Annotated in this window: 27 protein-coding genes; 17 read left to right on the top strand and 10 right to left on the bottom strand. The window is 39.8% G+C overall.

Annotation, left to right across the window (positions count from 1 at the left end; all coding sequences use genetic code 11):
* Positions 1 to 297 precede the first annotated feature (297 nt).
* From ABIS04_RS16975 to ABIS04_RS16940, 8 genes are all read left to right on the top strand, one after another.
* Positions 298 to 783 (top strand): VOC family protein, encoded by a 486-nt coding sequence (locus tag ABIS04_RS16975; protein WP_137225114.1) that lies wholly within the window; start codon positions 298 to 300, stop codon positions 781 to 783.
* Between the two features lie 540 nt (positions 784 to 1,323).
* Positions 1,324 to 2,208, top strand: coding sequence for a methylenetetrahydrofolate reductase (gene metF, locus ABIS04_RS16970; RefSeq protein WP_137225116.1), 885 nt, complete (start codon positions 1,324 to 1,326; stop codon positions 2,206 to 2,208).
* A 149-nt stretch (positions 2,209 to 2,357) separates the two neighbouring features.
* Positions 2,358 to 2,990, top strand: coding sequence for a c-type cytochrome (locus ABIS04_RS16965; RefSeq protein ID WP_350433466.1), 633 nt, complete (start codon positions 2,358 to 2,360; stop codon positions 2,988 to 2,990).
* A 10-nt stretch (positions 2,991 to 3,000) separates the two neighbouring features.
* Positions 3,001 to 4,122, top strand: coding sequence for a c-type cytochrome (locus ABIS04_RS16960; protein ID WP_350431808.1), 1,122 nt, complete (start codon positions 3,001 to 3,003; stop codon positions 4,120 to 4,122).
* A 248-nt stretch (positions 4,123 to 4,370) separates the two neighbouring features.
* Entirely contained in the window at positions 4,371 to 4,625 is a 255-nt protein-coding gene (locus ABIS04_RS16955; protein WP_137225120.1) for a cysteine-rich CWC family protein, read from the top strand.
* A 49-nt stretch (positions 4,626 to 4,674) separates the two neighbouring features.
* On the top strand, positions 4,675 to 5,040 hold the full coding sequence (locus ABIS04_RS16950) for a cupin domain-containing protein (RefSeq protein WP_140235190.1): 366 nt from the start codon (positions 4,675 to 4,677) through the stop codon (positions 5,038 to 5,040).
* A gap of 223 nt (positions 5,041 to 5,263) precedes the next feature.
* Positions 5,264 to 5,797, top strand: a complete 534-nt coding sequence (locus tag ABIS04_RS16945; protein ID WP_350431807.1) for an SRPBCC family protein — start codon at positions 5,264 to 5,266, stop codon at positions 5,795 to 5,797.
* A 216-nt stretch (positions 5,798 to 6,013) separates the two neighbouring features.
* Positions 6,014 to 7,378, top strand: coding sequence for a sodium:alanine symporter family protein (locus ABIS04_RS16940; RefSeq protein WP_140235188.1), 1,365 nt, complete (start codon positions 6,014 to 6,016; stop codon positions 7,376 to 7,378).
* Positions 7,379 to 7,572: 194 nt separating this feature from the next.
* Here ABIS04_RS16940 and ABIS04_RS16935 read toward each other — a convergent pair whose 3' ends face one another.
* The gene (locus tag ABIS04_RS16935) at positions 7,573 to 8,925 is read right to left on the bottom strand and encodes a flavohemoglobin expression-modulating QEGLA motif protein (protein ID WP_350431805.1); all 1,353 of its coding nucleotides are present in this window, start codon (positions 8,923 to 8,925) and stop codon (positions 7,573 to 7,575) included.
* Between the two features lie 233 nt (positions 8,926 to 9,158).
* On the opposite strand from ABIS04_RS16935, the gene ABIS04_RS16930 reads away from it, so the two are divergent.
* Entirely contained in the window at positions 9,159 to 10,136 is a 978-nt protein-coding gene (locus ABIS04_RS16930) for a PDC sensor domain-containing protein (protein WP_350431804.1), read from the top strand.
* Between the two features lie 85 nt (positions 10,137 to 10,221).
* Here the strand turns inward: ABIS04_RS16930 and ABIS04_RS16925 are convergent, their stop codons facing one another.
* From ABIS04_RS16925 to ABIS04_RS16905, 5 genes are all read right to left on the bottom strand, one after another.
* A complete protein-coding gene (locus ABIS04_RS16925; RefSeq protein WP_167496055.1) occupies positions 10,222 to 10,398 on the bottom strand; it encodes a PA3496 family putative envelope integrity protein in 177 nt (58 codons plus the stop codon).
* A 306-nt stretch (positions 10,399 to 10,704) separates the two neighbouring features.
* Positions 10,705 to 11,391, bottom strand: a complete 687-nt coding sequence (locus tag ABIS04_RS16920) for a TorF family putative porin (protein WP_137225135.1) — start codon at positions 11,389 to 11,391, stop codon at positions 10,705 to 10,707.
* Between the two features lie 364 nt (positions 11,392 to 11,755).
* Positions 11,756 to 12,028 (bottom strand): HU family DNA-binding protein, encoded by a 273-nt coding sequence (locus tag ABIS04_RS16915; protein WP_137227398.1) that lies wholly within the window; start codon positions 12,026 to 12,028, stop codon positions 11,756 to 11,758.
* Between the two features lie 152 nt (positions 12,029 to 12,180).
* The gene (locus tag ABIS04_RS16910) at positions 12,181 to 12,978 is read right to left on the bottom strand and encodes a response regulator (protein WP_140235186.1); all 798 of its coding nucleotides are present in this window, start codon (positions 12,976 to 12,978) and stop codon (positions 12,181 to 12,183) included.
* 117 nt (positions 12,979 to 13,095) lie between these two features.
* The gene (locus ABIS04_RS16905; protein WP_240778387.1) at positions 13,096 to 13,494 is read right to left on the bottom strand and encodes a hypothetical protein; all 399 of its coding nucleotides are present in this window, start codon (positions 13,492 to 13,494) and stop codon (positions 13,096 to 13,098) included.
* A gap of 66 nt (positions 13,495 to 13,560) precedes the next feature.
* On the opposite strand from ABIS04_RS16905, the gene ABIS04_RS16900 reads away from it, so the two are divergent.
* Both ABIS04_RS16900 and ABIS04_RS16895 read left to right on the top strand, forming a co-directional pair.
* Positions 13,561 to 14,070 (top strand): DUF4240 domain-containing protein, encoded by a 510-nt coding sequence (locus ABIS04_RS16900; RefSeq protein WP_137225141.1) that lies wholly within the window; start codon positions 13,561 to 13,563, stop codon positions 14,068 to 14,070.
* A 211-nt stretch (positions 14,071 to 14,281) separates the two neighbouring features.
* Positions 14,282 to 14,806 carry a DUF3016 domain-containing protein gene (locus ABIS04_RS16895; protein ID WP_137225143.1) on the top strand — a complete coding sequence of 175 codons (525 nt, stop codon included), beginning with the start codon at positions 14,282 to 14,284 and terminating at the stop codon, positions 14,804 to 14,806.
* 699 nt (positions 14,807 to 15,505) lie between these two features.
* Here ABIS04_RS16895 and ABIS04_RS16890 read toward each other — a convergent pair.
* Positions 15,506 to 15,814, bottom strand: a complete 309-nt coding sequence (locus ABIS04_RS16890) for a prephenate dehydrogenase (RefSeq protein ID WP_137225145.1) — start codon at positions 15,812 to 15,814, stop codon at positions 15,506 to 15,508.
* A gap of 52 nt (positions 15,815 to 15,866) precedes the next feature.
* Here ABIS04_RS16890 and ABIS04_RS16885 point away from each other — a divergent pair, with 52 nt between their 5' ends.
* Together ABIS04_RS16885 and ABIS04_RS16880 are read left to right on the top strand one after the other, a co-directional pair.
* Positions 15,867 to 16,775 carry a TraB/GumN family protein gene (locus tag ABIS04_RS16885; RefSeq protein WP_137225147.1) on the top strand — a complete coding sequence of 303 codons (909 nt, stop codon included), beginning with the start codon at positions 15,867 to 15,869 and terminating at the stop codon, positions 16,773 to 16,775.
* A gap of 485 nt (positions 16,776 to 17,260) precedes the next feature.
* The gene (locus tag ABIS04_RS16880) at positions 17,261 to 18,094 is read left to right on the top strand and encodes a MaoC/PaaZ C-terminal domain-containing protein (protein WP_137227399.1); all 834 of its coding nucleotides are present in this window, start codon (positions 17,261 to 17,263) and stop codon (positions 18,092 to 18,094) included.
* 242 nt (positions 18,095 to 18,336) lie between these two features.
* Here ABIS04_RS16880 and ABIS04_RS16875 read toward each other — a convergent pair whose 3' ends face one another.
* The gene (locus ABIS04_RS16875; RefSeq protein ID WP_350431802.1) at positions 18,337 to 19,227 is read right to left on the bottom strand and encodes an aldo/keto reductase; all 891 of its coding nucleotides are present in this window, start codon (positions 19,225 to 19,227) and stop codon (positions 18,337 to 18,339) included.
* Positions 19,228 to 19,329: 102 nt separating this feature from the next.
* A complete protein-coding gene (locus ABIS04_RS16870; RefSeq protein ID WP_350431801.1) occupies positions 19,330 to 20,970 on the bottom strand; it encodes a mechanosensitive ion channel family protein in 1,641 nt (546 codons plus the stop codon).
* Positions 20,971 to 21,094: 124 nt separating this feature from the next.
* Between ABIS04_RS16870 and ABIS04_RS16865 the strand changes: the two genes are divergently transcribed.
* A complete protein-coding gene (locus ABIS04_RS16865) occupies positions 21,095 to 21,424 on the top strand; it encodes a hypothetical protein (protein WP_140235182.1) in 330 nt (109 codons plus the stop codon).
* 6 nt (positions 21,425 to 21,430) lie between these two features.
* Here the strand turns inward: ABIS04_RS16865 and ABIS04_RS16860 are convergent, their stop codons facing one another.
* Positions 21,431 to 21,556 carry a hypothetical protein gene (locus tag ABIS04_RS16860; RefSeq protein ID WP_276611785.1) on the bottom strand — a complete coding sequence of 42 codons (126 nt, stop codon included), beginning with the start codon at positions 21,554 to 21,556 and terminating at the stop codon, positions 21,431 to 21,433.
* Positions 21,557 to 21,792: 236 nt separating this feature from the next.
* On the opposite strand from ABIS04_RS16860, the gene ABIS04_RS16855 reads away from it, so the two are divergent.
* From ABIS04_RS16855 to ABIS04_RS16845, 3 genes are all read left to right on the top strand, one after another.
* Positions 21,793 to 22,083, top strand: a complete 291-nt coding sequence (locus tag ABIS04_RS16855) for an ABC-type zinc uptake system zinc chaperone (RefSeq protein ID WP_140235181.1) — start codon at positions 21,793 to 21,795, stop codon at positions 22,081 to 22,083.
* A gap of 88 nt (positions 22,084 to 22,171) precedes the next feature.
* Positions 22,172 to 23,371, top strand: coding sequence for a hypothetical protein (locus ABIS04_RS16850; protein WP_350431799.1), 1,200 nt, complete (start codon positions 22,172 to 22,174; stop codon positions 23,369 to 23,371).
* The gene (locus tag ABIS04_RS16845; protein ID WP_350431798.1) at positions 23,355 to 24,260 is read left to right on the top strand and encodes a metal ABC transporter solute-binding protein, Zn/Mn family; all 906 of its coding nucleotides are present in this window, start codon (positions 23,355 to 23,357) and stop codon (positions 24,258 to 24,260) included. The genes ABIS04_RS16850 and ABIS04_RS16845 overlap by 17 nt, the downstream gene beginning before the upstream one ends.

Raw genomic sequence — 24,260 nt, 5'->3', positions numbered from 1 at the left:
AGCTGGCTAAATTGGCTCTGTGCTTCACCACTCATTTTTTAAAACCTACTGCTTCATTCCTAGTTGATTGATCTCAAACCTTTCTGTTTTGCTGAGTTTGTCTAATTGACTCAGGCCAAGCGGTTGTCTGTTAAAAGCTACTTTTTTACTAATTTTGATTCAAATTATAAACCATGATAATAAAAATTAATTATTGATTTGATAATTTATGATAATTTTTATTTATATTTTGTTAGCCGTAAGATGGTTCCATCGAAACAAATGATGAATCAGTCAATAGTATTTTTGGAGTTAGTTATGAAAATGAATCACGTAGGTTTAATGGTTGGCGATATGGATACAGCGGTTGAGTTTTACACTAAAGCGCTGGGTTTAAGAGTTGTAATGGGTAACACTAAGGTTCAAGAAGAGCGTGAGACTGCTATTGGCAGAATGTGTGTGGCTGTATTTGGTGAAGGTTTTAAAGGCTTTAACATTGCCCACCTAGTGACGAGTGATGGCATTGGTGTTGAAATGTTTGAAATGAAAGAGCGCCAAGAACGTCATGAAGTTGATTTCACACGTCTTGGTATCTTCCACTTTTGTTTGCAAACAGATGACTTTGAAGGGGCCATTGCGCGTACTGAACAATATGGCGGTAAAGTGCGTATGGATATTATGCGCTACCATCCAGAAGACGACAGCAATCTAGCGCAAATGGTGTACTTGGAAGACCCATTTGGCAACTTGTTTGAGCTATACTCACACACTTATGAAGAAACTTACGCTACTGATTACGAGTAAGTTTATCTGGTTACACATTAATTGAAAGCTACCTAAATGGTAGCTTTTTATGTCTGGCGATACATTTTCTAGGTTGCTTTGCGTGACCTTTCAGCTTTAGACACTCAGTTCACTTTAGCCCATTAAACACCTTAGAAAGCTTAGTCAAGTAACGCTTAGCTTCCAGTCAGTCGCATACGAAATCCCCGTTGTTAGCTCTATGGTTTATTGCTCGGTTGTTTGGTCACGATTTGCCGATACACGTTGGTGTATCCGTAATTCAATTGATTGGTTGTGCACTCAAATGAATACGATGAATAATTTACTAGATGCATAGTGGTTCAAGGGATTTTGCTGGTTATTTAGCACTATCTTTATTGTTTGTTGTTTAGGCGTAGACTTAAATTAGTCTATTGGTGGTTTTTTAGCTTGACTTAGGATGCAGTTAAACTAGTATATGGACATATAGACGTCCAAACGGCTAAATCGCTTAAGTTAAGTGAGTTAAATTAGTTGATTGGTATAGACTCCGAAGTTTTACAGAAGTTGAAGGAATACATTATGGCTTTTCATCATGCGCAACATGCCCAGTCGTTAAATCAGAGCTTGTCTGAGCTGAATGATATTAATGTGTCTTTTGAGTTTTTCCCGCCTTCAACTCCAGCAATGGAAGAGATCTTGTGGAATTCTGTTCGTCGTTTAGAGCCATTAAACCCTAAATTTGTCTCAGTGACTTATGGTGCCAACTCAGGAGTGCGAGATCGTACTCATAGCGTGATTGAACGTATCCAGAAGGAAACCAATCTAGTTGCTGCGCCGCATTTAACCTTGGTTGATGCCAGTGATGAAGAGTTAGTTGAACTGGCAAAGCATTATTGGAATTCAGGCGTAAGAGACATAGTGGCTTTACGTGGTGACTTACCTGATGGCAGCCCAAAGCCGACTCGGTTTGCTAATGATTTAGTTCGTTTATTACGCTCAGTTGCCGACTTTGATATTTCGGTTGCGGCTTATCCTGAAGTACATCCCGATGCGCGTAATGCTCAAGCGGATTTAATCAACTTAAAGAAAAAGATTGATGCGGGAGCTAATCGCGCCATTACCCAGTTTTTCTTTGATGTTGAATCATACTTACGTTTTCGTGATCGCTGCGTGACAGCAGGCATTGATGTTGAGATTATTCCGGGGATTTTACCCGTGACTAACTTTAAGCAGACTAAACGTTTTGCTGACATGACCAATGTGGCTATTCCGCATTGGTTACATCGCCAGTTTGAAGGTTTAGATGATGACCCCGCGACACGTCAGTTAGTGGGCGCAAACGTTGCTATTGATATGGTGAAAGTATTGTCCCGTGAAGGCGTTAAAGATTTCCATTTTTACACCCTTAACCGTGCAGAATTAACCTATGCGATTTGCCATACTTTAGGTGTGCGTCCAAAGTAAAAAACACCAAATAGTTACCACCTAAAAAAACCATTAATGAATATTTTAATGGTTTTTTTGTTTAACGATTCGACGTTTTGGGTATTCTTTTTTGAACATTTTAGGTCTATGGTGGTAGAACAATAATTAATCAATAAAGAGGTGTGATGATGAAAACATCCTTTTATATGCTCAGTGTATTGGCAGGCCTAACAATGTGTAATGTTATGGCAGCTGAAGCCGCAGAAATATCTCCCCCACAACAAGCTACTCCAGCCGCCGCTCAGCTATGTACATCCTGTCATGGTGCTCAAGGTCAAGGCATTGGTATTACCGGCCCTCGTTTAGCGGGGCTATCAGTCGAGTATATCAATAATCAACTTAAGTTATTTCACGTAGGTAAACGTCAAAACCCTACCATGTCAGCAATGGCTGCTACGGTTCAGGGAGACAATATTGCTGTGGTTTCACAATATTTTAGTCAACAGCCAGTTGCAGATATTCCGCTACAATTTCGTGGTGACAAGGTTGCCATTAGCGATCCTTTCGAAGCATTAGCCTTTCAAGGTGATTGGTCGCGTACCATTCCAGCTTGTACTAGTTGCCATGGTCCATCCGGAGTAGGTGCTGGTCAATTCCCTCGTTTAGCGGGCCAAGAAGTCAGTTACCTTAAAACCCAATTATTATCATGGCAAAATGGTACTCGAAAAGGCGATATTGATAACATGATGGGCAATATAGCGGTGAAATTAACGGCTGCCGAAATTGATGGTTTATCTCAGTTTTTTGCCAATATAAAATAAGGACATAGCGATGAAATTATTATCGATAGTGAGCATTGGTATCCTGTGTAGCTTGCCCTTACAGGCCAATGAATTATTAACTGACATTTCGCCTAAGCCTGCTACGGTAAAATCGTCTGACTCTTCAACAACACTCCCCGATCGTCAAGCTGCGTTGCCCTCAGTCGAGAAAAAAACAACTGATGAATATTTACAACCTGCGTCATTAACTGATATTCCCGCGGGCGCGTTTGGCGATAAAGTTCGTTTAGGTTATCAACTGTTTGTGAATACTCAACAACTTCGAGATAAGTATGTTGGCAATGATCTTAATTGTGTCAATTGTCATATGAATGCCGGAATGAAAGCGAATGCATCGCCTTTATGGGCTGCATATTTTGCTTATCCTGCTTATCGCAAGAAAAACGATAAAGTAAATTCTTTTCAGGAGCGGATTCAAGGCTGTTTTACTTATTCGATGAATGGTAAAGCGCCAGCATCAGGCTCACCTGAGTTAGTGGCAATATCTGCGTATTCATACTGGTTAGGCATGAGTGGATTAATGACGCAATATAATGTTGCAGGTCCAGTGCCTGAATTGTCAGATGTTGAGTTAGTTAAAGGTGCAAAGCGAGATGATTTTCCTATGCCTGCAGCCATCGCCAAACATCAAGATATTACAGCATTAAGTCAGCTTCCTGGACGTGGTTATCCGAAAACTCCGCAACCAGAATTAGCGTATTCACCAGTTCGTGGTATGACCGTGTATCAAACACATTGCCAAGTGTGTCATGGTGAAGATGGCGAGGGACAAATGATTGCTGGTGTCGCCGCATTACCACCATTATGGGGACCACAAAGTTTTAATTGGGGGGCGGGAATGCACCGAGTGAATACCGCTACTGACTTTATCTATGAAAATATGCCGTTTGGTAAAAGTATCCAGCTCACTGTTCAGCAAGCTTGGGATGTCGCGGCATACATTAATTCGTTTGATCGCCCGCAAGATCCTCGTTTTGAAGGTGATGTCAGCAAAACACAGGCAACCTATCATAAGCATCAAGGGTATTATGGTCAGTCTGTAGCGGGTAAACCTATTTTAGGTTCTGAGTCTTATCCGGTTTTTCCGCTTAAAAATACTGTTAAACAGTGATGTTTTTTCTATAAAAGTAATGTGATTAAAAATACCCATCGAGTTATTGCTTAATGGGTATTTTTTTAAGATTATTTGGTTTTTATTACAATATAGAGCTTATTTAAGATGGTGAAGAATGTCGGATCTCGGAGTTAAATTCGGGATTATCTTTATATATTAACTTTGTCTTTTATTTACCATCTGTTAATTAGAGTAAATTTAGTGACGATATTGACTCATCTATTTATTTTATTAGAGGCTAGGCTATGACACTACTAATCTCCACAGCACAAACTTGTCCACTCTGCCAACAAGCGAATGATTGTGCCATGGTACAAGGATTAGACATAAGTGCATGCTGGTGTGCTAAGCAACCATTGCACATGCCATCAGTTATTGCACAGAACAAAACCATAAATTTTTTGGCAGGCTTTCCCGACAACCAATGTATCTGCCAGTCATGTATGCTGAAATTGATGCAACAATCCGATATAGATTCCGTCGAAATATATATGCCATAACTAAGGGCCTAAATTAGAACCATAGCCATCATTTATTAGGGAAGTTTCTATGCCTGCGAAAGTCATCAATTTCAACGATAAGTTTACGCAGTTCAGCGATCATTGGTCTCCTCGTGTTATTGCGGAAATGAATGATTATCAATTTAAATTGGTCAAGGTTGAGGGTGAGTTTGTTTGGCATGATCATCCCGACACAGACGAAGTGTTTATTGTCATTGAAGGAACCTTAACAATAGCTTTTCGTGATAAGGAGGTTACGCTGCGAACAGGTGAAATGGTGGTTATTCCTAAAGGTGTTGAGCATAAACCAATGGCGAATGAGCAATGTAACATTATGATTATTGAACCTCGAGGTGTGGTCAATACCGGCGAGATTGGTAGCGACCTCACTGCATTAAATGATCAGTGGATATAGTGGTGACTGATACGATTATTGGAGACGGGCTTTGACTAACATGATTGCAATTTAGCGTGACTGCTTGTTGGTACTTAAGCGTGTTGTTTTATAGGACATTACTGTTAATTCTATGTTAATTTTTTATTGTTAGCCTGTCGTTAGTCGGTATACTGAGAATATTGGTTTTTGGCAAGTAAGCCTAAAGCACGAGTAGATACCTTATCTATACCAGAGGATAGTAATGTTAAGAAAAATTCTTGTTGTCGTGGTCGCTATTATTGCGATCCCTTTTGTTGTGGCTCTTTTTGTTCAAAATGACTATTCAGTCACCCGCACTATTACCATAGATAAACCCGTTACTGAGGTTTTTGATTATATTAAACATCTAAAAAATCAAGATAACTTTAGCAAGTGGGCACTAATGGATCCCGACATGGTGAAAACCTATCGTGGTACCGATGCGACAGTGGGGTTTGTATCTGCATGGGCAAGTGAAAATCCCGAGGTAGGTGTAGGCGAGCAAGAAATTATCGCCATAGATGAAGGCAAACGGATCGACTTTGAATTACGGTTTATTTCACCTTTTGAAGCGAATGAACCTGCTTATATGACCACAGCAACAATTAACTCTAATCAAACAAAAGTGGATTGGGGTTTTAGCGGTCATTTTGACTACCCTGCAAATTTAATGTTTCTCTTTTTCGACTTTGAAACCATGATAGGTGCTGACTTACAGCAAGGTTTGGATACGTTAAAAGTAGTATTAGAAAAGTAGTCTATTTTACGTTGGCGAGGATAATTTATCGAGGAAATGAATTATTAGGTCTTAGCTTGTCTTGCCATGATTGACTTAATCGGGGTAACCTAAAAATTAAATAGTTGCAATGGAGTTGGGCTGTTGCAGCTGTAATAAAAATAACCAAAATTATAATAATAACTAAACATTTAATAATAACTTCGACATTAGTCATTACTCATTATGAGGTTTTACATGGAAGCAGTCACAAATTTTGTCAGCATGATCAACAGTATAGTGTGGGGCGTCCCCATGTTGGTTATGATTCTAGGCGTCGGACTGTTTCTGTCCGTTGGCTTAAAGTTCATGCCTATTTTAAAGCTAAATAGAGGCTTTAAATTATTATGGTCGGGTCGTCAGGTTAATGATGAAACAGAAAAAGGTGATGTCAGTCCGTTTAATGCCTTAATGACATCGTTATCAGCGACCATAGGTACGGGTAACATTGCAGGTGTGGCGACAGCGATTTTTATTGGTGGTCCAGGAGCGCTATTTTGGATGTGGTGTACTGCATTAGTCGGTATGGCAACCAAATTTTCCGAAGCTGTACTGGCAGTGAGATTTCGAGAAAACGATGCTAACGGTAATCATGTTGGCGGCCCGATGTATTATATCAAAAATGGCTTAGGCAGTAAGTGGGCATGGTTAGGCACTGCATTTGCAATTTTTGGTTCGATTGCTGGTTTCGGTATTGGTAATACCGTGCAAGCTAACTCAGTTGCTGATGCTATGAGCAGTAACTTTGGGGTACCCAATTGGGTGACTGGCGTGGTGTTGATGGTGTTGGTTGGCGCGGTGTTAATGGGCGGGATTAAGCGTATTGCTGAAGTGGCTGGTAAATTAGTGCCATTGATGACAGTGTTTTATATTACCGCGGGTTTAGCTGTATTGATTGTTAATGCCGCACAAGTACCTGCTGCTTTTATGTTGATTATTGAAAGTGCCTTTAATCCAGTTGCAGCCCAAGGTGGTTTTGCTGGTGCGGCGGTTTGGGCTGCAATTCGTTTTGGTGTGGCTCGTGGGGTGTTTTCAAATGAAGCGGGTTTGGGTAGCGCGCCCATTGCTCACGCTGCCGCGCAAACTAATAATCCGGTTAAGCAAGGTTTAGTGGCCATGTTAGGTACGTTTATTGACACGCTTATCGTCTGTTCTATTACTGGTTTGGCTATTGTGGTTTCCGGTGCGTGGACCTCTGGCGAAAACGGCGCGTCATTAACCTCTCTGGCGTTTTCTCATGCTTTACCTATGGGTAATTACATTGTGGCCATAGCATTAGCCGTGTTCGCCTTTACCACTATTTTAGGTTGGAGTTTTTACAGTGAAAAGTGTGTTCAGTATTTATTAGGTGATAAAGCTGTAAAACCATTCCGTCTTATTTGGACCTTGGTTGTGCCTATTGGCGCAGTGAGCTCATTAGAATTTATTTGGTTATTAGCCGACACATTGAATGCGATGATGGCGATTCCAAACTTAATTGCCTTAGTGCTATTAAGCCCAGTGGTCTTTAGCTTAACCCGTGAGTATTTTATTAAGCAGCGGGCATTAAAAGTCAAAGCTTAATTCTGGAAGTAGCTTACTAGTCTAGTAAGCAGTAACGATGTTAAGCATGTTCATCTATATAGATGAACATGCTTTTTAATTTCAAGAGATTAATCCGTTTATTATTCTATTTACCAATGATGATGAATGCCAATATGGGTCCAATCATCAAGCTTACGACGTTTGTTATTTTTAACCTATTGGGTCCCGATAGTCTATTCGAAGTTGTTATCAAACTCTGAATCTTCAAATAAATCGACCGCAAAGGTTGGGGTAACATGTTTGAATTGGCGAGCAAAATGACGCTGCACGCCTTTAAGATCGATATTGCCAATCCCTGATGCAAAGCCAAACCAAGCATAAAGACCGCTAATATCTGCAAACATTGGAGGCAAATATTTGGGTTGAGCAATAATGCCTTCTTGGCAGGCCTGATACAGTACAGGAATATCTTCAATGGCTAATTTTCCGAGAAATAGCATTGGGATTAGCTCAGGTAACCCAGTGCTGATGGCACTACGAATAAAGTTAATGTTTTCTACATAACCGCGCACATAAGAAATGTCTTTGGTAAAAAAGCTACCTCCACCCACCATGCCACCACGAAATACTCGTTGAGTAACACGATAGCTTTCTTTTGAGCTGAGATTAAGGTTTCTAAAGTAGCGATAGACTTCAATAAAATCGGCACCTTGTTCAGCCATATCAACCGCGGATACTCGGTCGCTAATACGCCGAGCACGTCCTGGATTAGAGCTTAAGGTGAGCATTTCCATTAACACTGCTAATCCTTCTTGTGAAGCGGTCACTCGTGGTGAGCCAACACTCAGCCAAGTTGCATGGGGTTGGGCACGACCATTGAGTGTGGTGCCCACATGGACCCAACCTTCATGTACTTCATAGACGTTAAGATCGGATTCACTGAACATGGCACGGGTGTTAATTTTGACAGTATCTCCACCTACGGCGGCGTCTGACACAATACCATCGCTTAACTTCACGTGAATTTCATCGTTATGAAAATACTTCACTAAGCGCTCGCTGAGTACATTTACCGCTTCTGGAGCGGTGATAATCTTAGGATGACGGTGACTCATGTGGCGCGCTGCGGGCAATGAAAATATATGACTTAAGCGATCGCCAAGTTGGCGTAGTGTATGACGATCACCGTGTAATTTGTGGCTTGCACTGCCGTAAAGTTCTTGGCTGAGTTGACCAAACATGGGGTTACCGCGATTGTGGAGCATGTCTATCACGATCCGATATTGATCAATGTTTGCCAGTAGAATTTTAGCTAATTTATCGCGTTTACCTAAGCCTCGCTCAATGGCACTTTTTAAGCTTAGTAGGTCGGTTTGGGTTTGCTGTGGGTTAAATGATAAAGGAATAGATTGATAAAAGTCATTACTAATACTGGGAAGCTGTTTGTTCTGCTTTGCTAAAAAATCCTCTTCAATTTGCCTAGGCCACTTTATCGAGTCTAGGATTTTAATCGGAGCTTGAATACGGATTAATTCATCAGAAAAACGACGAATATCTTGTTGATAACGCGATAAAGAGTCAGACATTGTTTTCCCTAATCTAGATAATGTTGTCAGCAGCACTGGCATTCATGTTAGCAGATGTTGAGCATAAAACAGCAATGAAAAAATGCAGTGTTATAAGCACTTTTTTAGTGCAACCCATCACTTTACATCGCAATTCTTCATAAGTATTTTATTTAAGTGACTTAAAATGTTGACTTATTTTCTTGGCATTAAAACTGCTTTGTCTAAAGTAGGTATATTTGAAAGGAGCATTTATGGCAGCGATGAGCTATTTAAGTGTGATTGAGCGTTATCATGAATATGAACACTTAGTGCATGAATTATTAGAATCTATTTTGATTGGTGTGGGTGATATTAATTTATTCGAGCAACCTATTTCAGCAAAAGTTTTTGAAGACATGGCAATAAGCTATCCTTTTGTGGAGCTCATTTATTTGCTTGATGAACAAGGAACTCAGGTTTGTCCAAATATCAGCGTTGTTAATCAACAAGTAAAGTTATTAGCCTGTGGTCATCATGCAGATCGAAGTCAGCGACCTTATTTTACTCAATTAACTGCACTCGATAAAGTCCACATTACTCGACCGTATTTGTCTAATTCCGGTGGGGGCTTGTGTTTGTCTGCATCGCAAATGATTAAATCGACCTCTGGGCAAGTTGTTATTGTGGTTATTGATGTCAACCTAACCCGATTGATCGAGTTTATGATGGGTGACAGTGCTAGGCGTAAAATGTCTCCCTTTTTTAAAAGTATTTATGCTGTAATTGTCATCTGCCTTTTTGTGTTAGTGAGCGTATTAATGTCGACCGTCATTCGTGATATTTATACTTTATTTAGCCAAATAACCGAGACTCCTAATCCGCTACAGCCGTTTGGTATTATCATTTTTCTTACGCTAGCATTAGCGATTTTTGATTTGGGCAAAACCATTTTGGAAGAAGAGGTGCTAATGCATAAAGATATCTTCCGTCACAGTTCGACCCGTAGAACTATTACTCGATTTATTTCGACTATCTTGATTGCGATTTCAATTGAAGCTCTTTTAACCATGTTTAAAGCATCGCTTGGAGAGAAACAATACATTGAACCGGCAATTTTAATGATGTTAGCCGTGGTGGGATTATTAGTGGGTTTGGGGGTATATGTTTATTTAGGCGCTAAAGCAGAGCTACTGCTCACGCAAGCACAAGTAGGTAAGCACACTCGAATAGGACAAGGTAAAAGCGAGTAACAGTGACTTAAAACGCTTAACAATCACTTTAGACAACTGATTTTAACTAGACAGGGATAAACGATATGTTCGTTTATCCCTATTTTTAGAAAAAGTCGTCGTCGCCAATTGCTTTACGTAATTGAGCTTGCTCGAGAAAGTCTTCTAATCTTCGTTTTACTTGACGTTTATGTAGTAATGTTTCTGCGGATTTAACGTTTCTAGGCGCTGTCATCGCGTCAATTTCTGTGTCATCAGGCACTCTATCTGTAAGATTAGCCATAACGAAACCCTCATGTTGAATAAAAACGTGGAATTAATTCAATGAGCATTTTTTAACTAAAAACTGATCAATTGGAAAGCAAAATATTTTGTCTCTATTGGACAGCTATTTTTACCTTTCTACTTTAGCTTAGCAGTAAATATATTTCTTGCTAGTAAAGCCGTAAACCCGTGACTTAGAGTGTGTTTGGTATCAAATATCATTGATGTTTTGATGTGGTGAACGTTATAAATTCAGATAAAAAATGCCACCTTTCAAATAGGTGGCATTAATAAAGTTATATCTAACTTGAGGTTGTGTTAATTGTTATAGACTAAATCCATATGAATAGCCTAAAACAATTTTTGCATCACTGTCTGGTAAGTCTGTGTCAGACGCCATAAATGATACGGTACCCAAATCTGTTTCAGCGCTTAATGTAACGTTGTAGTCTGCATAAGTATCACCAAATAAATCTTCTACAACATCACCTTGTGAATAACCATAATGTAGTGCAAGGCTAAGTTTTTCTGTTAACGGAAAGCTGGCGTTGGCTTGAATATAGTTCCAGTCTGTTTCGTCACTTGCACCAGAGACATCAGAGTCAGCATTGATTACTTGAGAATAACCAACATCCAACCATTTCCATCCAAGTACTAACGCAACTTCACCAAAATCAATGCTGCCACCTGCATCTGGGTAAGCATAATAAAGATAGCTAATGTCGTAAGTGAAATCTTCATTAAAATTACCACCGTAACCACCATAAAGGTCTAATTCGTAGCTAGTCTCGTCACCGAAATCGACATTAGATGCCCAAGTACCCGCATAAAAACCAGATTCATGAGCATAATCAATACCACCTTGAATGGCTGCTTCATTACTGGTTTGCGTAGTACCACGCCATAAATAGTTTGATGTCGCGCCAATATTGCCAGTGACTTCTGCAAGGGCTGAGGCACTTAGTAGTAAGCCGGTTGATAATGCAATTGCTTGATATAGTGATTTTTTCATCTTCATCCCTTAACGTTTTATTATCACTGAACATTCATTTATAAAATGAACTCAATGTTAGTTTGTTTGGAGAATAATTAGCGAAACTCATGCCAGTTTGGTTTTTTCTTAATAATTAAGTGCTTATATATATCTAGAACATTTTGTTATGGTTTTGTTGCCGCTTTATGATGCATGGCTGCACTTTTTTTGTGCAACAGTAATGTATGCTGAGATATTGGCTTAAGAGACGGTCAGGCTTTTATTGGCTTGATACACTTAAGGTAAAGTTATTGTTAATTTAAGTGTCAGAAGAAGATTAAAATACAGATATAAAAAAACCTCCACAGAGGAGGTTTTTATCAAAAAAGATTATGCGCAATAATTAGTTAACGCTATCTTTTAGGGTTTTACCCGCTTTAAACTTAGGCACTGTCGCTGCTGCGATTTGGATTTCTTTGCCAGTTTGCGGATTACGGCCAGTACGTGCAGCACGTTGAGTGGTTTCAAATGAACCAAAACCAACGATAGAAATTTTGTCACCGTTTTTCATGGCTTCAGTTACCGTTTCTTCAAAAGATTTTAGTGCGCGGCCAGCTTCAGCTTTGGTTAGTTCTGCATTTTCTGCGATTTTTGCAATTAATTCACTTTTGTTCATATTGATATTCTCTGCTTTCCATAGAAGTGTTTTTAACATGATTAACATGCCACAAGCCATGCAGGTTTAAAAGCACTTTATCTTATAAATTCAGTATCAGTACTAGTTTTAAAGCAAAAACAGTACAAATATTGCCTTTATTAGTGCTTTATTTACTCTTCTAATAGTTGGTAAAGAATTTTCTTTACTAACTGTGGTTCGAAAGGTTTATCACATAAGGCGTTAACCCCCGCACTAAATACATTACTTAGGTGGGTGTCGTTAGCTTCAGAAGAAACCATCAAAATAGGAATATGCGATTGCTGACTATGATTTCGGATATATTGAGTTAATGCTAATCCATCTACCGACGGCATGTTGTAGTCGGTAATCACTAAATCGTACATGTTTTCTTTCATCAGGTTTATCGCTTGTTCACCATCAACAGCTTCTGTAATCAGTTGCATCCCTAAATTGCTAATAGTGCGTTTAATCACATTACGTGCCATGCGGCTATCGTCAACAACTAATACTCTAATGTTATGCACGTCAAAATGGCTTAAATCCATTTCGTCATTGCTGAGGAAGTCAATTGTTGAGTTAAGTGCCGTGGCTAAGTGATCGGCATTAAATGGCTTAGGTAAAATAGCAACAACGCCAGATTGCCTGAATATTTCGAGTTGTTCACGACGGCATTCACTAGACACTAGCATAAATTGAATGTCGCTTAATGAGGGTGTGCTTTTGATGTACTGCAGTAGCTCTGTCGCTTCACCATCTACAAAATGCAACGCACTGGCAATTAAGTCAGGTTTATGGCGTTGAATTATTTGTTTTGCTTCAGCAATCGTTGCGGCAGTTTGGATGCTTGTTACACCTTCTTGCTGAAGACGAGTAATAATAATTTTACGTTGAGTTTCAGAAGGCTCAAGTAATAAGATTGATAATTCACTTGGAGATAAACTAGTCATAATTCTCGTTCCACAGATGTGTTGATTTTTTTGTTATCTAAATGTTGCACATTGTCAGATTATACACTAAAAAATACTTTAAAAATCACATACCGACCGCGTAATAGTGGCATATGTTTATTTTTCAATAAGATAATCTCTAGTGGCGCTCGATAACCCTACCCACCATTGAAATACCACCAGGCTTAGCAGCAATAACCATAACGGGAACAGTGGAATGTTATAACCCTGAAAGACAAGTTTGACGTCATCAGGAGTGATTTGATAGGCAATCATGGCTGTTGTAGTGATGGCGGCAAACCCAAGAGTTTGTAATCCTGCATAGCTGAGTAATAACACTTTTGTCCATGGGGCACGTTTAACTAAACCAATTAAGGCAGGTATAACCCCCAGCGTGATTAAATCAAACGCTTGAAAGGTGCTTGCTCGCCAAATTGCAATAACGGAGACTACAACATAGAGTGATATAAGAAGCATCACTCTAATTGGCATATTGGGATCAGTGTTTTGATTCATATTGGTCATCGAGCCGGATAATTTGAGGTAGAATATCTCACAAAATCGAATGATGGGTATATTTTGATGACAGAAACACATTTTTGGACGTTAGTGACACGTGATAAGCCCGAGCAGTCTTCTGCTGAGCTTGAATTGCGTTTACGTGAAACATTGCAAACTTTAGACGATGAGGCACTCAAAGCATTTGATAAAATGCTAGGCCAACAATTACGCCGCAGTTATTTATGGTCGATTTGGGGGGCGGCATACATTGTTACAGGCTGCGATTCCGATTATGGTTTTGCTGAGTTTAGATGTTTTTTATTGTCACTAGGTCAACAATGGTACGACAAAATTATTGCCAACCCTGATTGTTTGGGTGAGTTAGAACAATGGCCGTTAGTGGATGATTACGCTTACCCATTTGTGGAAGACTATGATTTGATTGCTGGTAAAATTTACGAAGACCGCACCGGACACGAACTGCCATTCGTACCCTCAGGGCTAAACTCGCCAGTTGGCAAAAAATTTAGCACCAAACCGAAGGTGATGCGCCAAACTTATCCATTACTGAGCGCACGGTTTCCTTTTTAGTTGTATGAAACATATACTACTGGGAGGGTTAAGCGTTGTTTTAGCTTCAGAGCGTTATAATCATTACATAGGATGTAGTACTGATGATTATTTTTTATTTTACGACAATGTATTTCGCGGCATGAAAAATTGCTCGAACAACTAGTCACTACCGACATCACGGTTTGATTAGGTAGCACTGCAGGTATTTTAAACCCTTTGGAGGTGTATTATGAACGTAAAATATTTACTGTTAGCGTCAATCTTTTTTTGTTGTGTAGCCAATGCAGAGGAAGAGGTAACAGCTAATCCTGTTATCGAAGTTGGGGTGGTTAAAATTGAATGGCAAAACCCAAAAGATTTCAGTGATATCAAGACCTCTAATGAACTCCAATCACGTTTTGAAACTCGGTTATTTGAAACTTTAACCAATAATATTAACAAACAAGCTGAAAAAATCTTAAAACCAAATCAAAAACTGGAAATGATTGTGACCAACTTTGATTTGGCAGGTGATATGCGTCCGACCTTTGGTGCTACACCAAGCGATCTTCGTGTGGTTAAAGATCTCTACCCACCCAGAGCGACATTTAGTTATACCATTACTGAGAACGGCAACGTTATTATTGCCGGGGACGAAAAAATAACCGACATGAGTTTTATGTACAACACTCGTCGTTTAAACAATAAACCGTTTCAATATGAAACGACTTTGTTTGATGATTGGTTGAACAAGACCATAGCGCCTAAATTATAAAATCGCGTCTAATACCAATCCTTATTAGAATATGATCTATTTTAGGCTGCGTCACTAGGCCCAGTACAATGAAAATGACTGTAGGTGTAGTCTTCTACATCAAAGTCATTTGAAACAGTAATGGGGGTTGTGACACCGCCCCGAAGGGCGAATTTATCAGAGTGGTCTTCTTTGTTAGCCTTTCTTAACGTACGACTGCATGGATGCAGGAGGTAGAGCAACGCAGGAGCAGTTGCCGAGAACGACTATGTCTTCAAAAGGCTGCCTCGAATACCTCACTGATAATTTTCGCTAAAAGAGCAAATTCTAATGCGGGTTGGTATAAATTATTAATTAGTGTTTTATTTTTCGTCAAGTAGGTAAAACCCATTCAACGCAAGTTTTGCCTGTTTTTTTGCTTGAGAACTCAGGGTTGATAATTGGTATTCTGTTGCTTGTTGTTTCACTTGTGGTGGTAAAGAATGCCGATGGAAAACAACCCAAAGGATACTGCTTTTATAGACTCTTTTTCGATAATACTGTCAAGTTCGCTTACGAGCTGTATAGCCGTAATTTATTGTTTTAGTTAGACCAATTATCCAGCAATATTACGTTCGGTATTGTTGCTACAAAGAAACAAGTCTATGACGAAATAATGACAAGATTATGCCATATTAAGCAAAGCCCTCATCTTCAAGTATTGGAGGGCTGAGCATGTCATTATTTGGCAAGTTTAAATATTTGCAGGGTTTGCAGTAATGTTGCTAGCTTTTTAACAAAGGCTTCAAGTGTTTCTGGGGCAACATGAGTGCTGTTTTGCATTTCATCGAATTCTGCTACTAGTTCCTGAACATAAGGTAGAAAGCGGTTGCTCTGTTGAGTAAAACCTTGTTCTTCAGTAAAAATCGCGACAAATTTCCCGTGACCCGCTTTACGCAGTTCATCTAGGCGAGCGTCTGAATCAATGGCTTGTCTATAGGCTATTTGCAGGTTTTCTTTTATTTGTAGAAAAACATTAGTGTACGGCATAATTGCCTCATAGTGCATGTATTAAGAATAAGGCTAATTATAAGGAGCTGTTATGCCGGCAACAAGGAAAAGTCCGCTTATTTTCAATATCAGTTTGATTTATCGTCATTTACAACGTGATTGCTACGGGTTAGTGGCACTTGCATTGTGTTTTGTCTCCGCCCCTGCAGCAGCTGTTGACTCTCCAGTATTTTATAAAATTCAATATCAGCAACAGCAGGCTTATTTATTAGGTTCCATACACATTGGTCGTCAAGATTTTTACCCATTAGCGCAGCATATTGAATCAGCATTTACACAATCGGACGCATTGGTGGTTGAAGCTGATGTTAGCCAAGGTGATACTGGCGCATTATTGCAGCAATATGGAGGTTTATCTGCTCATATTGCCGCAGACGTAGATGCGACTAGAGGTATTTTTTGTCAAAGTAATCAGGCCTTGTGTCAAACGTTAGCACCTTATGCACCTTGGTTGCAGTCAGCGCAAATTAGTATAGGCCGTTTTGCGCAATTAGGTTACAGCGCCGAGCAAGGGGTGGATGCTTATTTTATGGCAAATCGCGGTGATAAAGCTTTGATTGAACTTGAGAGTATTCAGTTTCAGTTTGAATTGATTTCGTCATTTTCAACGGCGACTCAGTTACAAATGCTCGACGAATCGATAAATGCGAGCGATGCTGAAATGCTAGATTTAATCTATGCATGGCGACAAGGGGATGACAGTGCGCTGGCGACTATTATGGAAGCACAAGCAGGCGACACTGATGAATTACTTGAAAAGTTACTTTGGCAACGTAATCAAACCATGACACACAAAATCATCCAGTTGTTACAAAATAAAACCCAAAAGCAATTATTTATAGTTGTAGGAGCGGGCCATATTGTGGGTCGACAAGCCATTCCTGATTTACTGATACAACAAGGTGCAACTGTCACTCGTTGTACCATCTTGCAGTGCTAATGTCGGTTTGCTTAGGTGTAGTCTTGGTTTAACAACTTGATTTTTAGTGATAATTTATCACCCGTGTCAGCAATGCATATTGTGATTTGCAAGATATTATCTGTGCTAGAGACGTGTTGTGAAAATATGGCTCGCGGAATCCACTCTTCGTTGCAACGTAATTATTCTTAGTAGAAACATAATTATTGTGCAAAATTTTTTGATTGAAATTATCAACATTTCTATGTTGCATCATATTGGCTAGGAAAGTTAAGTTAGCTGTTTTATATCAGTTGCCGGGATAGTTGCGTCGAGCAATGATGTGCTGGTTTAAGCAATCTCATTGGTAACGACATACTGTTTTAAACGTATTCAACAATTAGCGGTTTAGCAATACCAAGACTCTAAGGTATAATGATCTACTAACCGTTTTGCAGCACATGCTTTTTGCTGCCTATTTAAGGTACAACATTGTGAGCCACGACTACGCTATCGAATTAAAAGCGATGCCTTCGCTTTTGTCTTTGTATCGCAAAATCCTGTTTGGGCGTAAACCGGGATGGGATCATCAACCGCTTCCTAATATTTATGTACAAGCACCAAATGTGATCTTGTCTCAAGATAAAATTCGCCAATATGCTGAAGTGTGTGGTTTCGAATACGATGGTGTAGTGTTGCCGCCAACGTATTTGTATGTCTGGGCATTTCGTTTACATGCAATGATATTTATACATAAAGCAGTTACTTTTCCGTTGCTTGGAATGATCCACTTAAAAAATAGTATCAGTGTATTTCGCCCCGTGAGAGCGGATGAAACCTTGACTGTACAATGTGAGCTTGCTGCAAGCCGCACCACTGATGCCGGACTTGAGTTTGAGTTAGTCTCTAAAGTGTTTGTCGGCGAAGAATTGGTGTGGCAAGCGCTATCAACTTACTTATATCGCATTGGGTCAGCTGGACGTCGAACTCGTCCACCTAAAGCCTCTGAGATGGCATGGGAAAACGTACAGCAATGGCGTTTAACTGATGATTTAGGTCGTCGTTATGCTAAAGCATCGGGTGATTATAACTTAATTCACTTACACCCTTTATTGTCAAAACGCTTTGGTTTTGATCGAGTGTTGGCGCATGGTATGTGGTCTAAGGCGCGTGCATTATCTCACTTAATGCCGTCTATCGGTGAGAGACCTTTTCAAGTGGATGTCGAATTTAAGCTGCCGGTATTTATGCCGTCTGAAGTGACATTTGCATTCGAAAGCATTGAAAATGGTAAGCGTTTTGAAATGCGTGATGTTAAAGGTCGTAGACCACATTTACAGGGCAACATGACTTACTTATAAGCATACTACCCTCAGTTCTGGAATCAATAACCTTTATTTCGCCATCAGCTTAGTGCCGACTGACAATAGGCATATTGACGCGTTAATATACCTATTGGGTAAAACATATGACAAGCTTGATATTGTAGACTTGAATTAACTCTATTTTTAATGAGTGACTCTATCTCATTTAGAATGAAAATGAGTTAAATTGCAGTGACAGAACAGCTCAGGTTAGTTACCTGAGCTTTTTTTATGGCTGTTTAAGGTACCGCATGGCCCATTGCTGCTTGCCAAATACTAAACCATTGTTGGCGGTCTAAGTGGATGTTGGCTGAATTTACTGCGCTGGTTATGCGTTCTAGATTACCACTGCCGATAATAGGCGCAGGGCAACTAGGATGCATACGAATCCAAGCGTAGATTACTTGGCTAATGTCTTCTGTTCCGACTTTTTGTGCGACATCGTGTAAGGTGTTGCGAATGCGCAGTGCTTGAGGTGTGTTCGAGGACAATAATTCCCCACCTCCCAAACAAGACCATGCCATAGGTGTTATATGGTGTTGTTGACATTGGTCGAGCACTCCATCATGCAAGCTTTGCATGGCCAAAGGCGATATTTCAACTTGATTTGTGATCAGCGGAGCTTGGAGTCGTGATTGTAATAAATTAAATTGGTTAGTGGTAAAGTTAGATACACCAAAATGGCTGACTTTACCTTGGGCATGCAATAGCTCAAAAGCTTCTGCTATCTCGTCTGCGTTCATCAATGGATCGGGACGATGAATCAGTAGCACATCTAAATATTCGGTTTTTAATTTGGTGAGAGAATTTTCAACACTTTGAATAATGTTTATTTTACTGGTGTCATAATGATTGACGTAGCGACCATCATAGCCATTAAATTCTGGTTTAATACCACACTTACTGATTAGCTGCATTTGTTGACGTAATTGCGGTTTTAGCGCTAAAGCTTCACCAAATAGGGTTTCACATTGATACACCCCATAAATATCGGCATGATCCATGCTGGTTACACCAAGTTCAAGATAATGCTCTATTAAGCCAAGGCGTTGTTGTAATGACATATTCCAAGAATCAATCCGCCAAAAGCCGGCTATAAAATCTGAAAATATAAATGCAGGTGAAGTCATGATTAGTTACTTATTATCGAAGGTCATAATACTTTAGCAGATAAGAAAAGCTAAGCCAGATAACATACGAATGCATCTGACTTAACTCGATAACCCCTTGAATTATTTTTGGTAAATATGCACATCGCGTTGCGGGAATGGAATACTAATACCTTCAGCATCAAAGCGCATTTTAACTGAACGAGTGATATCCCAATAGACTTCCCAATAATCATCTGGATTAACCCAAGGTCTGACAACAAAGTCGACAGACGATTCGCCTAATGTATGTAGTTTTACAATGGGCTGAGGTTCTGCATGTACTTTTGGATGTTGCTCAACAATACTTTGTAAAATTGTTTCAGCATGTTCAATATTGTCGCTGTAACTAATGCCAAAAATCATATCAACTCGTCGCTGGTGTTCAGCGGTGATGTTGTTGATGGTATCACCCCAAATCTTATTGTTTGGTACGATAAGGCGTTGGTTATCTAATGTTTTAATGGTGGTTGATACAAGACTCATGTGGCTGACTCGGCCAGTCACTCCTGCAGCATTAATCAAATTGCCCACATCAAATGGACGATAGACTAAGATCATCATTCCCGATGCGAAATTTGACAAAGTATCTTGTAGCGCAAAACCAATAATGACACCAGCAATACCAAAACCAGCAAGTAGCGGGCCGAGTTCAAAACCGAGCTGCGACAATGCGATTAACAAACCTACAGCAAAAACAATTTTAGCGGACAACGAGATGAAAAAATCTTGCAGTAGTTGGCTAAATTGTAATTTTGATGCTCTTACTGTTTTCGAGATAATTTTAGTGGCAACTTTTGCGGCTAAACTGGTGACAAATAGGATTAACAAAAACACCAGAATTTTAAATGTCAGGCTAGGGCCATTATTGATGGTTTGATCTTTAAGCGTTTTCCCCCAACCTTGTAGCAAATTAGACGCAACGCTGAAATTCAATACATCTTGAGTAATATCACCCGATACACTAAACAATGTTTGTTTAAACTGCGATACATCTTGGTCTAGTGTTTCGAGTATTCCAGCAGAAACCGCTAAACTCGAGCTGCTTTGCTCCAAGCGCTCTTTTAATGCTACAACCTGGGATTTTTGTTCAGCGCTAATATCTGCTCCAGCACTTTCGGCTTCAGCAACGGCTTTTTGTAACTCATCTTGAGTGTAATGCACAAAACTATTGAATTGGTCGGCTCGTTTGAGCATAAATTCAGTCAGTTTTTGCTTCTGGACACTGACATCCATACTCAGATTTTCAGCCCATTGCAGCGTGGTAAATTGCGCCTTGAGATAATGATCGCGTTCAACTTCACGTTGTGAGATAGCTAAGATAATCTTATTGCTATCTTCTTGGCTTACGCCAAGACGCATGTTCATAATTTGCTGGTCTAAGTAGTGGCTAACATTTCCCAAAAATGTCATTCGGTTTTGCACTAAGTTCTTTAGGTATTGCTTATCAGCATCAGGTGAGGCAATTAATTGGCCAATTTTATCACCTAATTCAGATGACTTGTTCTTAATGCGATATTCAGTAAATGTACGAAGCTCACCTTTCTCCTTTAACAATAATTGAGTCTCTTGCTCGATAGTATGTTGCAAGCGAGTAATTTGCTTTTGAGTCTCTGTTAGCTCATTACTAACAATAATCGGGTCCACAGAATCTTGTTCAGCATGAAGTGATGGCGATATAAATGTCGCGGTAACTAATATTAAGGTAAGTAAAATTCGGAGCATGTAAGGCCATCCTGTAGTCCTAAGTTGGGCATATGATAGTGGAAAACCCCTGTAAGCACCAAATACAGCAATCTGTAGGGTAATTTGTTACACTTGTCGTCATTACGGAACCGAGGAAATAACCATGTCGCTGCAATGTGCCCATTGCTATAAATCTTTTTCAATTGCCAAGGTGGCTGATAGTCGCGGTAAAGGTTTGTCAGTAGAAGTGCAATGCCCTCATTGTGCAGCGTGGCTTGGACATAATAAATTTCTATCATTTGCCAAAATGATTGGGTTTTATGGTGGTGTAACCGCCGCAGCAATAGGTTACTTTGCTGAGGATGTGACGTTTATTACCACTCCTGTGGTTATATTAGCCGTTATAATGATTGGTTTATCGCACATTATGGATCATTTACAGCTTGTAGAATCCCCTGAAAATGATCCAACTACAGAAACTAACGTTAAATAACTATTGTTACTTAACTTCAATAACTTGGCCTGCTAGTGACGTTTCAACGTAGTAAATCCCGCCTAGTACGACAATAGCAACGATGATCATCACTAAAATAACCCCGATATTTTCACGAATAAATTGTGGCATGTTTTACGTCCTGTACTGATGGAACACTAATGTTGTATAGACTAATGTTGCCATAATATAAATGACAACTTAAGCCTAGCTTAAAACGAGTTTAATTGATTGTCATGTATGCGTTGTTCTTAATTCATTTTAATGTTTCATAAAAAATTCATGAATTGTCACAATCTATTGATTGCATTTCAGCTACGGTCTTTTACACTTATGCTCACTTTTATTAACTTACTGGAATAGTGTACTTGAAAGCCCGCATCCAAATAAGACAAACGATAGCAATCTGGCTAAGTGCCATTTTGATTGTATTGTCTATTGCTGCGTCTGCGCATTCTGTACGACATCTTAATGATGGTGTACAAAATCATTGTGCCCTGTGCTTTCATCAACACCAGCTTAATAAAACGATTCATTCTTCCAATATTGTGTTTGTTGTTACTAAACAAACCTTTGAGCGTCAGCAATATACGCTGCCTTTTTCACTTAGCGTATTTAAAGCTTATTACCAAAGTCGTGCCCCTCCTTTATCTCGTTAGTCCAACACATTAATTAATTATTTTTCCGTTATCTGTTGGTTGATATCAACCTCAGGTAAACGGCTACTTGTTGTATTTTGGAGATATCATGTCTGCGTTAAACACACGTGTTTCGTTATTGGCACTGGCTTGTGCTGTAAGTTCGTATTCTGCAATGGCGGAAGATTCTAGTTTAACTAATCCCAGCATTAGTGCGGTACTCGATGGTTATTATCAAACAGGCGATCGCCCTATGGCTGAAAGAGAAGAGGGTTTTGGCTTAGGCGAAACAGAATTGGCATTAAGTGCCAATATTGATGAAATGTTTTACGGTAAAGTCACTGCAGTTATTGAGTTGGAGGATGGTGAGACAGAATTGAATTTGGAAGAAGCCTTTATCCAAACCCTGGCGTTACCAAATGGGCTTTCTGTTCGTGCTGGCCGGTTTTTATCTGATATTGGTTATTTAAATAATCAACATAAACATACTGATTCGTTTACTGAGCGACCTGCGGTATACCGTGCATTTTTAGGTAATCACTATTTTGATGATGGTATCCGCTTAAGCTATGTTGCACCAACAGATCTTTATTGGACTATGGGTGTTGAAGCGTTTGGTGGGGATAGCTTACGTGCTGCAGATGAACACGGTGAGCGTGATTTTGATGATGTTGGCGTGTATACCGCGTTAACCAAGATTGGTGGTGATATTGGTATTGAGAGTTCTTGGCAACTCGGGTTCAGCTATTTACGTAATGAAAATGGTTTAGCATATGCCGAAGAGCACGAAGATGAAGAAGAAACTGCTGATGAACATGCTGAACACAGTCACAGCGCATCATACACAGGCGAAAATACTTACATTGCTGACTTTGTTTATAAGTGGGCCCCTAATGGTAACTACAAATATCAAAACCTTACCTTAAGTGGTGAATACTTTAGAGTGACAGATATTTTTGGCGAAGAACCTGGGCACGTTGATGAAGTCGATGACATAGATGATCATGAAATTAGTGATGATTATCATGAAGGTTGGTACTTAAGCAGTGTGTATCAATTCTCTCCTAGCTGGTCTGCAGGGTTGCGTTATGGCCAAATAGATACGTTTGAGATCCATGAAGATCACCTTGATCCTCAAAAGTTAAAAGAAACCGAATTCAGCCTTGCTTGGCACAGCAGCCATTTCTCGACAGTGCGCTTGCAATACACTCATCAAACCGGAACCAATTTTGATGGTTTTGAAGATGATAATATTTTCACTTTACAATATGTTATGTCATTAGGAGCTCACGGTGCGCATCAATTCTAAATTGCTTTTAGCAGTGACTTCAATGTCGTTGCTGTTTACCGCGACAGCCAAAGCGGAACTGAATGTATTTGCCTGTGAACCTGAATATGCCGCATTAGCGCAAACCTTAGCAGCTGATGCGAGAGTGTATTCGGCAACTACAGCGATGCAAGATCCACATCAAGTGCAAGCACGACCTAGTTTGATTGCTAAAATGCGTCAAGCAGATTTGGTTGTCTGTGCTGGGGCTGATTTAGAAATCGGTTGGTTACCTATGCTACAAATGAAGTCGTCTAACCCTAAGGTTAATTCGACCGATAAAGGACTGTTTTTTGCGGCCGACCAAATCGATACGCTAGACAAGCTAAGCCATGTCGATCGTTCAATGGGTGATGTGCATGCAAAAGGTAACCCTCATATTCATTTAGACCCACAACGTATGTTAAAAGTGGCCAAAGCCCTGACATTGAAACTGACCGAGATTGATCCAAACAATAGTGGTGAGTATCAACAGGCTTTAGCTGATTTTAGCCAACGCTGGGAAGCTAAAATTCCTCAGTGGCAAGCAGAGGCGAAAGGCTTAGCGGGTAAAAAGGTCATCGCTTATCATTCTAGTTTCCGTTATTTATTTAATTGGATTGGAATTGAACAAGTGGCAGATCTTGAGCCAAAACCAGGTTTAGCACCAACCAGTAGTCATTTAGCATCATTACTTACACGCGCTGAAAAAGGTGATGTGATGGCGGTGATAGTGGCGTCATATCAAGATGAACGCGGTGCTAAATGGCTTGGCGAACGTGCAAATTTACCAGTATTAGTTTTACCTATGTCAGTGGGTGGCAACGAACAGAGTAAAGACTTATTTAGTCTATACGATAGCTTGCTTAGCTTGTTGAATGGAGTGAAATAA

Origin of the sequence: Shewanella sp. H8 (genome assembly GCF_040285065.1) — a bacterium.
GTDB lineage: Bacteria > Pseudomonadota > Gammaproteobacteria > Enterobacterales > Shewanellaceae > Shewanella > Shewanella polaris.
This window is presented reverse-complemented; position numbering and strand designations above follow the sequence as displayed.